This window comes from Bradyrhizobium sp. 18BD (assembly GCF_054185225.1).
Window position 1 is genome coordinate 1 of the sequence record NZ_JAVAYL010000035.1, and the last position, 15,729, is coordinate 15,729.

The 15,729-nt window shown below is 64.6% G+C and carries 12 protein-coding genes; all 12 read right to left on the reverse strand.

Annotation, left to right across the window (positions count from 1 at the left end; translation table 11 throughout):
* Positions 1-151: 151 nt before the first annotated feature.
* Positions 152-1,696 (reverse strand): GMC family oxidoreductase, encoded by a 1,545-nt coding sequence (locus RAD16_RS38915; protein ID WP_458163160.1) that lies wholly within the window; start codon positions 1,694-1,696, stop codon positions 152-154.
* A gap of 4 nt (positions 1,697-1,700) precedes the next feature.
* Positions 1,701-3,251, reverse strand: a complete 1,551-nt coding sequence (locus tag RAD16_RS38920; RefSeq protein WP_458163161.1) for an ABC transporter substrate-binding protein — start codon at positions 3,249-3,251, stop codon at positions 1,701-1,703.
* A 421-nt stretch (positions 3,252-3,672) separates the two neighbouring features.
* Positions 3,673-5,931: a DNA topoisomerase IV subunit A gene (gene parC, locus RAD16_RS38925; RefSeq protein WP_458163162.1), complete on the reverse strand. Its 2,259-nt coding sequence runs from the start codon at positions 5,929-5,931 to the stop codon at positions 3,673-3,675.
* Between the two features lie 229 nt (positions 5,932-6,160).
* Positions 6,161-7,168, reverse strand: coding sequence for an ABC transporter substrate-binding protein (locus tag RAD16_RS38930; protein WP_458163163.1), 1,008 nt, complete (start codon positions 7,166-7,168; stop codon positions 6,161-6,163).
* On the reverse strand, positions 7,165-9,270 hold the full coding sequence (locus tag RAD16_RS38935) for an adenylate/guanylate cyclase domain-containing protein (RefSeq protein WP_458163164.1): 2,106 nt from the start codon (positions 9,268-9,270) through the stop codon (positions 7,165-7,167). Before RAD16_RS38935 ends, RAD16_RS38930 begins: the two co-directional genes overlap by 4 nt.
* 23 nt (positions 9,271-9,293) lie before the next feature.
* Positions 9,294-10,310 (reverse strand): SphA family protein, encoded by a 1,017-nt coding sequence (locus RAD16_RS38940; RefSeq protein ID WP_458163165.1) that lies wholly within the window; start codon positions 10,308-10,310, stop codon positions 9,294-9,296.
* A 77-nt stretch (positions 10,311-10,387) separates the two neighbouring features.
* On the reverse strand, positions 10,388-11,815 hold the full coding sequence (locus RAD16_RS38945; protein WP_458163166.1) for a DUF1254 domain-containing protein: 1,428 nt from the start codon (positions 11,813-11,815) through the stop codon (positions 10,388-10,390).
* Positions 11,816-11,832: 17 nt separating this feature from the next.
* Positions 11,833-12,852 carry a DUF1254 domain-containing protein gene (locus tag RAD16_RS38950; protein WP_458163167.1) on the reverse strand — a complete coding sequence of 340 codons (1,020 nt, stop codon included), beginning with the start codon at positions 12,850-12,852 and terminating at the stop codon, positions 11,833-11,835.
* Positions 12,853-12,865: 13 nt separating this feature from the next.
* Positions 12,866-13,807 carry an HlyD family secretion protein gene (locus RAD16_RS38955; RefSeq protein WP_458163168.1) on the reverse strand — a complete coding sequence of 314 codons (942 nt, stop codon included), beginning with the start codon at positions 13,805-13,807 and terminating at the stop codon, positions 12,866-12,868.
* On the reverse strand, positions 13,807-14,046 hold the full coding sequence (locus tag RAD16_RS38960) for a DUF3302 domain-containing protein (protein ID WP_458163169.1): 240 nt from the start codon (positions 14,044-14,046) through the stop codon (positions 13,807-13,809). The genes RAD16_RS38955 and RAD16_RS38960 overlap by 1 nt, the downstream gene beginning before the upstream one ends.
* 33 nt (positions 14,047-14,079) lie before the next feature.
* A complete protein-coding gene (locus RAD16_RS38965) occupies positions 14,080-14,304 on the reverse strand; it encodes a hypothetical protein (protein ID WP_458163170.1) in 225 nt (74 codons plus the stop codon).
* 351 nt (positions 14,305-14,655) lie between these two features.
* A complete protein-coding gene (locus RAD16_RS38970) occupies positions 14,656-15,672 on the reverse strand; it encodes an HAD family hydrolase (RefSeq protein WP_458163171.1) in 1,017 nt (338 codons plus the stop codon).
* Between the last annotated feature and the right edge of the window lie 57 nt (positions 15,673-15,729).

Below are 15,729 nucleotides of genomic sequence, written 5' to 3' on the forward strand. Positions count from 1 at the left end.
TGACCGACGTCTCAGGGTTCTGCTTCCACCCTTGCACGATCATCCCACTCACACTTCTTTCGGACGTCCGGGAGACAACCCTTCCTCATGCCTCCCCCCTTGACTTGGGACATAAGAGGATGACGGAATGGGTGGAACATGACGCGTAAAACTACCGCATCATCATCCGTGCGATCGCCTCGCCAATCACCACCGTCGTGAAGTGGGTATTGGCGCGGCAATCCGACGGCATGATCGAGGCGTCGGCGACGCGCAAGCCGCTGATCCCCTTCACCGTGCCATCGGGATTGACGACCCCGTCGGGATCGTTGACGCCGCTCATGCGGCAACTCCCCGCTGCGTGCTGGATGTCGCCAGTCTCGCGGCGCAGCAGCGCGTCGAGCTCGTGATCCGGCAGGCTGGCAGCCCGCGGCAATGTCAGATCGGTGTCGGTCAGCCTGATCCAGTCGGCGATGCCAGTGAGCGCCGGCTGCGACGTGATCACCGCGAGCCGCTTCACCGCATCCATCATCCGCAGCATGTCGCGGGGATCGGCCAGCATGTTTTCCTCGACGATGGGCTCGATCGACGGATCGATCGAGGCCAGCTTCAGCGTGCCACGTGAATAGGCGTTAAACAGCCCGGCGCCGATCGCACCGGGTACGCCGACACCACGGTGATTGAACGCGATCAGGATCATGTCGCGCTTGCCGCCATTGGCGAGGCCCGAGGAATAGGTCACGCAGCAATTGGTGTGGCGGGTATCAGGATCGGTCGGCCGCAGGTCTTCGCGGAGTTGGATCGTGGCGCGGAACAGCGGGTGGTCGAAGAAGTGCTTACCCACCGGCAGATCGCGCTCGACTGCGATCCCCATCGCCTTCAACTCGTCGGCGGGTCCAATGCCCGAGCGCAGCAGGATCGCCGGACTGTGGATGGCGCCGGCGCAGAGCACGATCTGGCGCGCGCTGATCTCCTGGGTGCCCTGCCCTTCGGCGCGAACACGAACGCCCGTGGCTCGGCCGTCCCGAATGATCACGCGATCGACCAGCGTATGCCCGCGGATCTCCAGATTGGCGCGGCCGCGGGCGGGTTCGAGGTATCCCTCATTGGTGGTGATGCGGCGGCTGTCGCGGCTGTTGATGGGATAGCAGGCGACGCCCTCGCCGTCAGCACCGTTGACGTCGGCGCACCAGGGATAGCCGCTTGCCAGCGCCGCATCGCGCAAGCCACGATCGATCGGGCCCCACTTCTCGGGCGGCGCGCGGTAGACCGGCAACGGCCCGCCGCGACCATGGCCCTCGGCATCGCCGAACTCGAGATCGTCCTCGATCACCGAGAACAGCGGCATCACCTCTTTCGCCGACCAGCCGGTGCAGCCATTGGCGGCCCATTCGTCGAACGCGTCGGCAACGCCGCGGATCGCGATCTGACCATTCATCATCGATGAGCCGCCAAGCCCCTTGCCGCGCCAGTAGAAGCGCGGCTCCTGCCCCGCCACGCGGCGCGTCAGCAGATCCGGCCACTGCCATTTCTCCTGGTACTCGCGCTTGTGGATGATCGGGATCGGGTTCGGCGTCCGCACTTCCCAGGGCGCTTCATCGGCGCGCCAGTCGAGGCCCGCTTCGAGCAGCAGCACGCGCTGCGCGGGATCCTCGGACAGCCGTGCCGCAACCGCAGCACCGGCGGAGCCGCCGCCGACAACAATGACATCGTACATCACGTTACTTCTCAACGTTCCAGAACACCGGGATGGCCGAGGGTATCAGATTGCGAAGCGTCGCGCGATAAAGCGCCGGCTGCGCGAACTGGCCCCACGGAATCGCGGGCGCCTGATCGTACATCACGCTCTGGATCTCGCCGGCGATCTTCTTGCGATCCTCCTCGGCCGGCGCCTTGGCGAAGGCCTCCATCAACGGCGTGATGCGCTGATCGCACTGCCAGCCGGTGAAGTCGGCGCAGTTGAAGGCGACCATGACGTTGGTGAGCGGCGAGCCGAGGTCGAAGCCGCCGGCGTGGACGCCATAGACGCTCCAGCCTTCCTTCTTGGCGCGGCGTGCCAGCACGCTCGCCCAATCCATCACCTGGAGATCGACGTTGAAGCCGGCGGCCTTCAGCCGCTCGGCCAGCACCTGCGCCGAGACGCGCGGCGCTTCGAGATCGTTGGCTTCCATGACGACGACGGGCTCGCCGGCATATTTGGTCGCCTTCAGCGCGGCCTTCGCCGCTTCGATCGAGGGCTTGGCGGCCGCATCCGTGCCGGCCTTGCTCTCATAGGTAGTGCCGCAGGTGAAGAACGTCGCGCACGGCGCGGCGTACTTGGCATCGAGGCCAAGCGCATCGAGCACCTCGCGCTGGTCGACCAGCTTCCACAGCACGCGGCGGATCGCGGGATCATCGAATGGCTTTGACGCGGCATTGAGGCGGTAGGCGCCGGCGAACATGTTGCCGCCGGTGAAATTGACGAGTTTGACGCGGGAGTTCTTCTCGAGCTGAGGCAAAAGATCGAACGGCGCATATTGCATGAAGTCGATCTCGCCCGCCTGCAGTGCGGACGCGGCGGTCGCACCATCAGGAATGACGCGGATCTCGAGCGTGTCGACGTTGACGCGCTTGCCACCGGCGAGGAAGTCGGCCGGCTCGGGGCGCGGCACATAGTCGGCGAACTTCTTCAGGATCATGCGATCGCCGGTGCGGTGATCGGCCTTGCTGTAGACGAACGGGCCGGAGCCGATGATCTCGGTGATGCGCTGGTCGCCGGGCGTTTTCGCGATGCGCTCGGGCATCATGAAGGCAACGGGGCTGACGGGATTGCCGAGTGCGTCGATGACGAGACCGGACGGCTCCTTCAGCGTCAGCACGAAGGTTTTCGCGTCGGTCGGCTCGAGCGAAGCCGTGATCGCGAAGATGCGGCGGCCGAGCGCGCTGCGGGTGCCCCAGCGCCGCAGCGAGGCGACGCAATCCGCCGCGGTCACCGGCTGGCCGTCATGCCACTTCAAACCGTCGCGCAGCGTGAAGCTGTAGGTCAATCCGTCCGCGGAGACCTTCCAGTCCTGCACCATCTGCGGCTTGACGTCGCCCTTGGAGTCCTTCGCAAACAGCGTGTCGAACACCATGTAGCCAAACGTGCGCGAAATATAGGCCGTGGAGAAATGCGGATCGAGCGTGACGATCTCCGCCTCGAGCACGGCGACGAGATTGCCCGCCGCATGCACTGGTGCTGCGACAATCGCGAGCCCGAGCAGCGCCGGAATGAGAGCCTTCAGTTTGAACATTGGTGTGTTTTTGCCTTTTGACGTGACGTTTGCACGCGCCAGCAAAAAGCAATGTTCGTGCCCCCACGTATGCGCCCGTGGCTATCTGCCACGCGTTTCCGGGAATGCACATACTTTGAGTTGGAGGGCACCGCTTTCACAGCCCGTCATTGCGAGCGCAGCGAAGCAATCCAGAGTCTTTCCGCGGCGGCAGTCTGGATTGCTTCGCCGCGCTCGCAATGACGATGAGGAGACAGCTATGGGCTACACACTCTCTCGTGCCCCGGACGCAGCGCAGCGCCCCCGGCGATGCGAAGCATCGTCCGGTGCGGTGCGCTGCAGAGCCGGGGCCCATGCCTCCAGGAGTACCCGTGCAGCTTGGGTCCCGGCTCTGCGCAGCAACGCTGACAGCGTCGCTGCGCGTCCGGGACAAGGGCTGCCCCTACCCGATCACCTTGCCGAATTTGTTCGACTTCGGGAATCCCTTCGGCGGCAGGCGGCCGGCATCACCGCGATTGCCTTGCCACTCGGCAAGCTCCTTCATGGTCGCGGAGAATTCGCGGCCCGCGGAGTCCTTCCAGGTCAGGCCTGCCTTGGCCTCGAAGACAGCCACGTCCGACAGCTCGCCGTCCTTGTACTTCTGCAACCGCGTACCGCGGCCGCGCGCCATCTCGGACACCTGGTCGAGCGGGAAGATCAGCATCTTGCGGTTCTCGCCGATGACCGCGACGGTGTCGCCGATCACCTCGGTGACCGAGCGCGCCTCGTTCGGCATATCGACGTTGAGGACCTGCTTGCCCTTCTTGGTGGTGCCGACGCAATCGTCCTCGTTGACGACAAAGCCCTGGCCCTCACTGCTCGCGACCAGGAACTTGCGTCCGCCCTTGTTGACGAACAGTGCCACGGGCGCGGCCTCCTGCTCGAGGTCGATGAACAGGCGGATCGGCTCGCCATGACCGCGGCCGCCCGGAAGTTTTGCGACATCGAGCGTGTAGAACTTGCCGTTGGTCGCGAACAGCAAGAGCTTCGACGTCGTCTCCGCGAAGAAGGCAAAGCCGAGCTTGTCGTCCTGCTTGAAGGCCAGCCCCGAGAGGTCCTCGACATGACCCTTCATGGTGCGGATCCAGCCCTTGTCGGAGACGACCACCGTCACTGGCTCGCGCTCGACGAGGGCTTCCTCCATCGCCGCGAGATCGTGCTCGGGCGCATCGGCGAAGGTGGTGCGGCGCTTGCCGAGCGGCGTCTTCGGCCCGAACATGTCGCGGACCTTGCCGACCTGCTCGCCGACCTTCTTCCACTGCTCGGCTTCCGAAGCGAGCACGCCTTCAATGCCCTTCAGCTCCTTGCGGAGATCCCTGTCCTCGTTGCGGATCTCCATTTCCTCGAGCCTGCGCAGATTGCGCAAACGCATATTGAGGATGGCCTCCGCCTGGATCTCCGTGAGCTTGAACGCCTTGATCAGGGCGGGCTTTGGCTCGTCCTCGGTGCGGATGATCTTGATCACCTTGTCGAGGTTCAGATAGGCGACCAGATGACCGCCGAGGACTTCCAGCCGGTGCTCGATCTGCGCCTTGCGGTAATTGCTGCGGCGGATCAGGACGTCGCGGAGATGGTCGAGCCATTCGCGCAAGCACTCCGCGAGCCCCACCACCTTCGGGATGCGGCCCTTGATCAGCACGTTGAGGTTCAGCGGAATCTTGTTTTCCAGCTCGGTCAGCCGGAACAGCGATTCCATCATCAGCGCCGGATCGACGTTCTTCGATTTCGGCTCGATGACGATGCGGACGTCTTCGGCCGACTCGTCCCTGATGTCGCCGACCAGCGGCAGCTTCTTCTGGTCCAGCAGTTCGGCGACCTTCTCGATCAGCCGCGACTTCTGCACCAGGAAGGGGATCTCGGTGACGACGACGACCCAGGTGCCGCGAGCGCCCTCTTCGTGCTGCCATCTGGCGCGGACGCGGAACGAGCCGCGGCCGGTGGTATAGGCCTCAGCGATCGCCTGCTTGGAGTCGACGCAGATGCCGCCGGTCGGAAAATCGGGCCCCTTAACCCATTTCATCAGCGCCTTCGACTTGGCGTCGGGCTTCTCGATCAGATGCAGCGCGGCGTCGCACAGCTCGGCGGCGTTGTGCGGGGGGATCGAGGTCGCCATGCCGACCGCGATGCCCTGCGCGCCGTTGGCGAGCAGGTTCGGGAAGCCGCCGGGCAGCACGACCGGCTCCTTCGACTGCCCATCGTAATTGGCGCGGAATTCGACGCCGTCCTCGTCGATGCCCTCGAGCAGAAGCCGCGCGACATCGGTCATGCGCGCTTCGGTGTAGCGGTAGGCGGCGGGATTATCGCCGTCGATATTGCCGAAATTGCCCTGGCCGTCGACCAGCGGGTAGCGCGAGGAGAAATCCTGCGCGAGACGCACCATGGCGTCGTAGATCGCCTGGTCGCCATGCGGATGGAACGAGCCCATCACGTCGCCGACGATCTTGGCGGACTTCTTGAAGGCCGTGCCGGGATCGAGCCGGAGCAGCCGCATGCCGTAGAGGATGCGCCGGTGCACCGGCTTCAGGCCGTCGCGCGCGTCGGGCAGCGCGCGGTGCATGATGGTGGAGAGCGCATAGGCGAGATAGCGCTCTTCCAGCGCCTCCTGCAGCCGCACCTCGTGGATTTCGGCCGGCTCTTCCGGCGGAACTGTTCGTTTGCCCATTAGGCCTTTACTCTCAAAGACTTACGGTCAAGCTTCGGGCGGATCGCCCGGAAGCGTAGCCAATTCTCCCCCGCTGGGGCGCGATTCGGGCGGATATATAGCAGGCTGGACCCCGACATGCGCCCCCTGCCCTGCGCCAGGGCCGCTGCGTGAATTATCCACAGGGCCCGCTGTTGCTGTGGACGGTATGCGGTGCCGGTGTCGTCGAAACGTCCACAGGCCCGGTCACTCAGGCGACGGTCGAAAGATAGAGCTGCGTGTCGAAATAGTCGGACGCCCGCAGCGATCCGGTGACGCCGGCATCCGCCATGAAGAAGTCGCTGACCTGCTGGAGCCACCTCACGACGGTCCCGTCCGAATAGAGGCGCCGCCATTCGCGCGAGGAATACAGCTTCTGCGCCTTGAAAGCCTCGGCGAGGTCCTCGGCGCGCGACTGCTGATAATGCGACCGCTGCAAGGCCTCCGCGGCCGCGGCCGGGTTGCGGACCATGTGGTCGTTCGCGTCCGTCCAGGCGCGGATGATCCGGCTCAGCACCTCCCTGTGCTCCGCATAGTAATCGCTCCTCGCCGCCCATCCGCCCAACGCCGCCGACTGCGGATAGAAGGCCGAGGCATCGACCAGCTTGATCGCGTCCGGCACCGCCTGACGCACGGCAATGTTGAAGGGCACCCAGAGCGCCACGGCCGGAACCTCGCCGGCAATGAACGCCTGGACCGCCGCAGGCATGCTGCGATTGACGATCTCGATCTCGGACGGCTTGATGTTGTTGGCGCGCAGCGCCCTGTCGAGAAAGATGTGCGCCGTCGTCTTCGCGGTCGTCGCGATCCGCTTGCCGCGGAGGTCTGCAAACGCTCTCACGCCAAGGGTCGGCCGGACCCAAAGCTGAGCCGTCGCGATCTCGATGTCGTTGATGAGAAAACCACGGCCGCGGCCGAGCGCCAGATAGTTCGAGATGACGCCGCCCGCCGACACGACGTCGAGCTGTCCCTTCCCCATCGCCTCGAAGATCTCGGGCCCGGTACTGAATTCATGCAGCTCGAAATCGATCCCTTCCCGATCGAACGCGCCGCGATCCAGCCCAGTCCACAGATGTCCGTCCACGGCAACCACATGGAGATAACCCAGCCGGATTCTGCTGCGGCCCTGCGCGATCGCGGGCGCGCCGAGCACCGCTGCGGCCGCGAACGCAGCGCCGGTCTCCAGCAATCGCCGGCGGCTGACGTCGCGGGCACTCACGCCGCTTCTCCCGGGTCGTGGGCCGCACGGCGAAACTGGCCCGCGTGATATTGCGCAATGCCATCCCTGGGATAGTCGAGCAGGAAGCCCGAAAGCCGGACCAAAGTGGTCTCGCTCGCTCCCTCCTGCGCGATCGAGGCGAACACCTCGTCCCAGCGCCGGCACATCACGATCTCGACTTCGTCTGCCTGCGCGAGCTCGCCCCTGAGCTCGCTGACCTCGATCGCCTCGGCAAACCCCTTCGGCCTGATGCTGTCCACGCTGCGAAACAGGAATGCGTGCCCTGCCCGCGCGCGGACGGCCGCGCTGACCAGCACGCGCGTGCCGTAATTCTTGTTCAATCCCTCCAGCCGCGAGGCCAGATTGATGGTGGCGCCGAGCGCGGTGTAGTTCATCCGGTCGCTGGAGCCGATGTTGCCGACCACGGCGTCGCCGACATGAAGGCCGAAACGCGTGTCGTAAGGTGGCCAGCCCTCGCGCCGGAAGTCCTTGTTGAGCGCGTCATTCGCGGCAAGGCAGGCGAGAATGGCGCGGCAGGCATTGACGGTGTGATCGGGGTCATCCGCCGGCGCGTTCCAGAACGCCATCACGGCATCGCCGATATATTTGTCGATCGTGCCCTGGTGCCGCATGATCTCGTCCGACAGTGCCGCAAAATACCGCGAGGTGTGGATCATCACCTGCGACGGATCGGCCCGCTCCGTCTTGGCGGTGAAATCGGCGACATCGGTGAACAGCACCGTCACCTCGCGCCTGCTTCCGCCGAGGCTGAGCGAGGAGCCGGTCTCGATCAACTGCCGCACGATCTGGCGCGGGATAAAGCTGGCAAAGCTGCGCACTACGCTGCGCATGGTGAAGACCGAGCGGCCAAGCTCCTCGATCTCGGCGATGGCGGAATGGATGCGAGGCCGCTCCGCGATCTCGAACCGCTGGATCGCATCGGTCTCATCGACCAGCTTGCTCAGTGGCCGCGCCATCAGCGACCCCAGCCAGAACGCGAATGGCAGCGTCGCGCCGACGAAGGCGAGCGCCAGCGCAAACAGCGTGCGGCGTTCGTTGATGATCCGGGCGTAGAACTCGTCGAGCGGCGCGACGATCGCAAGACGCACATCGGCCGATCCGGTCGTCACCAGCTGATGCATCGCCGCGACATGAGTTCGCCCCGTGTCGTCCGCGAAGAACTGCTGCGCCGCCCCGCCCTCCCGCCAGGAGCGAACGATGCCCTCGAAGCCAGGCCATTTCAGCGCGCTCACCGGCGGAAGGTCGTCGTGGCGCCCGGGGATCCCGGCCACCAGCCGGCTCATGTCCGGATGGGCGACGATCTGTCCGGCCTCGTTGAACAGGAAGGCGACGCCGGACTGCCCGAGCTTCTGCTGCGTCAGCATGTCCTCGAACCGGTTCAGCAGCATGTCGCCCGCGACCACGCCGCGCCGTCCCTCCTTCAGGGGTATTCGCAGCGTATAGCCCGGCTCTTCCGTTGCATAGAAGATGTAGGGGCCGGTGAGCAGCGTCCTGTCGTTCCTGAACGCATCGATATACCAGGGCCTGGTCCTCGGATCGTAATTGTCGGGACCGGCGGCTTCGGCGACGGCGATGAGGTTCTCCGAGAGAAACTGGACGACGGGCTTGGCGCCGGTGGTCCGTGAGATCACGACCAGGCGAAAGGCCGCATCCTGATCGACATTCAGGCCCACCCTGAAGCCTGGCTTGGCCCGATCAATCACGTCCATCTCGATGAACGAGCCGTCCTCGTAGCCGACATAGAGATTGAAGAGCTGCGGATTGTTGCGCAGCATCGCCGCCATCAGGCTGTACAGCCGCGTATTGTCGGCGATATCGGCCTCCTGGATCGGCGTCAGGGCGGACAGGATCTCGAGGCTGTCGCGGACGTTCCTGAACTGCTCGTCGACGTGATCGGCGCCGAGTTGCGCGACCTTCTCGATAAAGCTGCTGGCTGCCGTCCTGGTGATGACAGTCACGCGCTCGAAGCTGAGATAGACCAGCGTCAGGCCCACAAGCAGCACCACACCCACGAACACCGTGATGATCGATGTCTGGAAGCCGATGCGAAAGACGCGCTTGCTGGTGTTCTCTCCTGTCATCGGAGCTGCGTGAACGCCTCCTCTCAGTACTTCCGCACGATCGGCTTGGTCGTGGCCGGCTCGGGTGCCGGCGGCGAGATCTGGAAGGTGAGCCAGCCTGTCCAGCTCTTGGGACGGTTCTCGACCTCGAGGTCCTTATAGCCCCTGAGGTTGAGATAGCCCTGGTAGCCATTGGACATCGGGATGATGAAGCCGATCTGCGGGCCGATGCCGACCGACATGCCTCTGAAGCCGCCGAGCTTCGCACCCGGTCCGCTGTCATCCGTAACCTGCTGGAAGTAATAGCCGGCGAGGCCAACCTGGATCGTCTTGGTGACGAACTGCGATGCGGCCCAGTCGATGTGGAAGTCGATGCCGTTCTGGTATTGAAGGGCGCCGTTCATAAAACTGTAGGTGAGGCCGCTGACCACCGAGAATTCGTGTCCGGCCTTCGGATCGAAATAGGTATACCCCACGCCGGCATCGACGGCCGGGAAGCCGAAGCTCAGATTGGCAAGACGGCTCGCGTCATAAGTGCCGCTCGGGATGTTGCCGGTGACGTAGATCATCTCGTTGTGGACGCCCTGATTCCACTTCAAGGTGCCCTGGTAGAACACGTCGCCGAACGTGGTGCGATTGTCCGACGCGCTGCCGGAGACGGTGTTGCCACGCGGTCCGGTCAGAGTCGCGTCGATCCCGACGCCGATATTGCCGGGCACTGCGAGCACGGTGAAGGCGGCCTGTCCGCCGATCACCGACATCGGCGAGGTGTAAGTGAGGCCCTGCACCAGCACGTCTGCATGCGCGCTGAGGCCTGCGGTCACCGCCCCAGTACCGCCCCCGGGGGTGACGAAGTTCTGGCCCTTCCCCGCATTGTCCTGGACATGGATGTAGATGGTCGAATAGGCCCAGCCCAGCACCGCCGGTGTCGCGGCAAGGCTGCCGAAGATGCCGGGAAGCCAGAAGCTGACGCCACCGGCGTCAGCGAGCGCCGGCTGCGTGCCGAAGCTCGCCATCGCCAATGCGGTTGCGAGCGTGGCCTTGCGAAGATGTCCCGTCATGTCGCGTCCCATGGTCCCATCAAATCGTCCACCCGAACAGGTCGCGCCTGCCCTTCGAAGCCGCCGTCATTATCTCGCTACTTCGTGGCACCTCCAACGGTCGTTGCGACGCGTTCGACGTCCGGCAGCTTCCAGCTGTGGTCGAACAGCGGCGTCTCCGGCCCGTAGAGCCGGAACAGCAGCTCGAACTTCCGCGCGGGGTCAGTGGGCACCCAATTGGCTTCCTTGCCCTCGGGTGCCTTCGGGCCGAAATAGACATCGACCGAGCCGTCCGCGTTTGTCTGGATGCCCGGGCTGATCGAGGCGCGGCTGGCGCTCGGCATGTTGCGCACCAGCGCATGCGTCTCGCGGTCGTAGACGGTCGCCGACCAGTATTGCTTCACGGGCACATTTGCCGGCACGGTCAGCCGGTAGGTGACGTTGCCGTCGAAATCCTGGCCATCCCTGTCCTTATTGGCCATCAGATAGTATTGCGCGGTGCCGAGCCGCTTGATGCCGGTATAGCCCAACGTGTAGGTCACCCCGCGCGCATCGATCGGATACGCATTCGGATCGCTGTAACCGCCGCTTGCCGCCTTCACCATCTCGGCGACCGCGGCGGGGAACCAACGGATGCCGGGATTGATCACCGGAAAACCGGCATCATAGATATCCGCCAGCCGTGCATGCGCCTCGCGCGCGGCCTGATCGAGCAGCGCAACCGTCTTCTGGTCAGGATTGAACAGCTTGCCCTTCTCGATGCCGATCGACCGAAGCTGGTCGATCATCGCGCGGTCGCGGTCGAGCCAGGGCTCGTTCTGCACGACGCGGTCGAGGGTGCGATAGAAGCTGGCGTCGTAGGGAATGGTGGAGTCGAACAGGACGTCATAAGCATCGGTGAAATTGGTCGGCGGAGGGCTCTGCGCTTGCCCTAGCGGGTACATCTTGATCTGCTTGCCATAGGCGACGGACTTCGCGACGTCGGCGTCGGCGTGGCTAGCCAGGTTGGAGCGCAATAGCGCAAAGCCGCTAAAGGTATCGGACTGAAGCGGTATGTAGCCTGTGGGCGCTTCACCTTTGTAGCCCGGCGGCAGGATCAGGTACTTGCCGCCCTGCCCCTTGTCGGCGCCATCGGGCCCGGCATCTTCCAGCGGCATCTGCCATGCCGTGACGATGTTGCCCGCGATCGACCCGCCTTGCGCGGGCGGAATCTCGATCACGATCGGACCATCCTTCACGTTCCAGAACGACATAAAATAGATCGAATCCGGATTGGGCGTCAGCGTCTGGTTCTTCCAGTTCACGGGACTCGACCAGTAGACGATCTCGTTGATCTTGGCCCTCGTGCTCTTGAGCATCGCCTGCAGCATCAGGTCGGCGTTCACCGCCGGCATGCTCCAGATCATGGCTTCGACCGCGCGGCGCTGGATGTTGCGGGTAGCGAGGTCGTCGGCCGACATGGTCTGCGCATCCGCGCACATCGTCGAAAGCACGATGGCAACGGCTCCGAGGATTGATCGTCTCATCACAGCCTCCCCATGCCTTACGTTCCGTTCACCGGCTGCGGCTCCGGGAATTTCCACTTGCCGCTCAGGATTTCCGCACGCGGCCGATAGAGCCGAACGGTGTAGTTCCAGTCCTTCATGATCGGGAGGCAATTCGGAATCTTGCCGTCGCAGCCGCCGAACTGGATGGCGAACGTGCCGTCGCTATCCTTCTTGGCGGTGACGCTGTTCAGCGAATAGGCGTTGTAGGCATTCTTCACGTAGAAGCCTGCGGCGTTGTAGACGCTGACCGACCAGAACGCATCCACCGGCACGTTCTTGACCTTGAGTTGGTAGACCGTTCTGCCGTCATTCTTCGCCGGAATGATGTTGAGGTACTTCGCATCCCGGTCGGGATTGCCGCCCCAACCTGCAGCAGTCCCGATCAAATGACGGACCGGATCGACCTCCGCCTTGGTGCCGAATGCCCTGTCGAAGCTCGTGATGGTCGATGCGAGCACCAGCAGGGCGTCGTGGACCTTCTTCTGGCTAGCCGGATCCCAGGTCGGCAATTCCAGCTTGCCGCTGTCCTTCTGCGTCAGCTTGATCTTGTCTTGCAGCGCGTGGACCTTCTTCAAGTCCTCCGGGTCGGCCGGATCGGCGAAGGTGCGGACGCCAAGCACGGCGTAGCGCGTGCCGACCTTGTCGCGGCTGAACGTATGCTCGCCCTTGCCGTAGACGGTGGACGCATAATGGTCCTGGCTGATCGACATCAGCGACATGAAGCGTCCGCCGGAATCCGGCAGCGTCACCGTCACCGGTCCGGCATCGAGGTCGACGACGGCAAAGCTGTAGAGGGTGTCACGATTGAGCCTGATGATGGTTTGGTCATCGATCGACGCCGGCTCACGGTGGTGAAGGATCTTGCCCAGCCCCCCGGACTGCCTGGCGAGATTGCCGATATAGGTGTCGGACTCGGCACGTATGAAGTTGTCGACCGTCACCGGGGTCGGCGATTGAGCGAAGGCACAGGGGATCGTCAGGAGCAGGATCGAAACGGACAGTGCGGCTGGTCTCATGGCTTCCTCTCACTCAGAACGGATTGACGTAATTCAGGATCGCAAGCTGGCGCAGGATCACGCGGCGGACGACGTGGGTCGGCACGACGTGGTCGGTGTAGATCGCCGCCGTGCCCGCGCTGCCAGCCGGCAGGCGCCTCGCGAACTCGGCATCGTCGAGCCTGACGCGCACGATGAAGGGCGCGGCCTCGATCGCTTTCGGCATGACGGCTACCCCCGAGGTCTGCGCCTGCCCCGGCGCGATGGCCTGGAGCACGCTCTCGACCTTGCCGGCAAAAATCTGACCGGGTGCGAATTTGAAGGTGGCCTCGACCTCCTGCCCCGGCGCGACGTAGCGCGCGTCGATCTGGTTGATCTCGACGCCGATGATGGTGTTGGAGGTATCGATGAACGCCATCACCGGCGAGAGCGGCAGGTTGGCGACGCGCGCGCCCTTGCGTAGCGCAAGATTGGTGACATAGCCGTCGGTCGGCGCGCGCACGACCGTCTTGTCGAGATTCCACTGCGCCGACTCGAGCTGGCCGGCGAGCTGGTCGGCTTCGGACTGGCGCTGCTCGACGTCGAAGCCGCGGCCGGCGTCCCGTTCGTAGAGCTGCGTCATCTGGCCGAGGCGCGTCCTGGCGAGCTTGAACTGGGCTTCGATCGCCTTGACCTGCGCGGCGTAAGGCGTCGGGTCGATCTTGAACAGGACGTCGCCGGATTTGAGCGGCACGTTGGCGATAACGGGGACATCCGTCACCTCACCCGCCACGTCGGGCACGATCGAAACCGCGTTGCGCACCACCAGCGCATTGCCCTGCGGTGCGCCCCACCCCATCGGGATCAAGAGCCCGAACAGCAGCAGCACCATGACGATCGCGGGCGAAGCCTTCCAGAACAGGTTGAAGCGCACGATTCCGAAGTGCACCAGCAGGAAGAGCAGCACGAGATAGGTGTTGAAGATCGCGACGCCCATCACGCATCCCCTGCCTTGCGCGCGGGCACGTCGAGATAGGCCCAGATGAAGGCGATCGGCCACAGCGCGAAACCGAAGAACAGCGTGATCCAGCCGGCGACCGTCACGGCCTGCGCATGCGGATGGTTGCGCGATTTCGCGATGTGTCCGGGCAGCCATCCGGCGATGCAGACCACCGCGATCGCGCTGGCGATCAGGATCACCAGCACGATCCAGGCGAAGATGTCGTAACCGCTCATGACGGTTGCCTCGTTGTCAGCGGAGCGCCGCCGTCACTGGCAGTAATCCCAGAAGCCCTGGGTACGGGACGGATCGGTGTAGTACCAGCACATGCCGGGCGCGGGCGCGGCGCCTGCCCAGGCCGCAGCCGTTGCTGCCGTCACAACGCCGATCGCGGCACCCGGGGCGATCGCACCGCCGCGCGGCCAGCCGTACCAGCCGGGCCGCGCCCAGCCGCCGCGTCCGGGCCACCGCGGTGGTGGACCGTACCGCAACATTGCCGCGAGGGCCCCTGACGACCGTTGTGCCGCGATAGGCGCCCCCCCGCGGCCCGACGGCAGCGCCGCCGCGATGAGCGACGGCTCCACCGCGCGGGCCAACAGCAACGCCGCCGCGGCGGCCGGCTGCACGAACCTCGATAAGGTCCGGTGGTGTGGTGGCCTCATGCTGGATTGCGTTCGGCTGGAGCGGCGCCGCCGATGTCGGCCGCGATGGAATTGATATGCCCCCCGCCAACACCAGAATGCAGCTTACCAGTCGCGCCGTATGAGTATGAGCAGACATTATCGTACCTCCGACTCTTCTGCTTATTGCCCTTCAGCTCCGTCACCGAATTCGTCTGCGTTCCCTCATTGCGATGCTCCACCGCGTTCGAACGCGAACACCGTCTTCCAGTCCTTGGCCATGTCCACGACGGTCCAGCCGCGCTGCACCGCTTCGTCCCAGGCCTTGTCGAGCTTTCCGATTTTGGAGTGCCGGTCGTAGGCGTATTCGCGCGCCGCATCGGTGTGATGGACGATGCCGAGGAAGCGCGCGCCGGGGCCGGCCGCGGTCCATTGCAGCATCTGGTAGTCGCCATCCGAATTACCGAAGGCGAGGATCGGCCAGCGGCCGATGAAGCGGTTGATGCCTACCGGCTTGCCGGGGCCGTCGTCGATGAACTCGACCTTCGGCAGCTTTATCAGGAACGGCTTGCCGTCGGGCCCGATCCTGAACTGCGTGACGCCGGACGAGCCGACCACCTGCTCCGGCGGGATTCCGTAAGCCTTATCCGCCCAGACCCGCATGAACTCGACGCCGCCGCCGGAGACGATGAACGTCTTGAAGCCGTTCGCGCGCAAATAAGCGAGCAGCTCCACCATCGGCTGGTAGACGAGCTCGTTGTAGGGGCGATGAAAGCGCGGGTGCTGCGCCTTGGCGAGCCAGTCGGCCACCGACGTCGCATACGCATCCGTTGTCATGCCACTTTGGGCGGCGACGACCAGCGTCAGCAAGCCCTTCTCGCCTTGCGCAGCGAGTGCCTCCCGATCGCCGGAGAGGAACGCCCTAAACGGCTGCCGCTGCTTCCACTCCGGATGCGCGGCCGCCATCGCCTTGACGCTGTCGAAGCTGAAGGCGAGTTGGAAATAGACCGGCTGCTCGCACCACAGCGTGCCGTCATTGTCGAACACGGCAATACGCTCGGCGGGCGGCACGAAGTCCGGTCCGCCGTCCCTGGTGACCCGCGCGACGAAGGCGGTGATCGACGTCTTGGTCGCGCCGTCATTCCAGGACGGGAGCGGGTCGGTTTGGGCGAACGCACCGGTTTCGGGGACCGCAGTGCCGATGGTCAGGAACGTGATGAGGGCGACAACGGCCCGAAACATTCCAGTCCTCTCGTGAAGCGAAGGTGGATCGAGCCGGCCCGCCCGGGGCGGACCGGC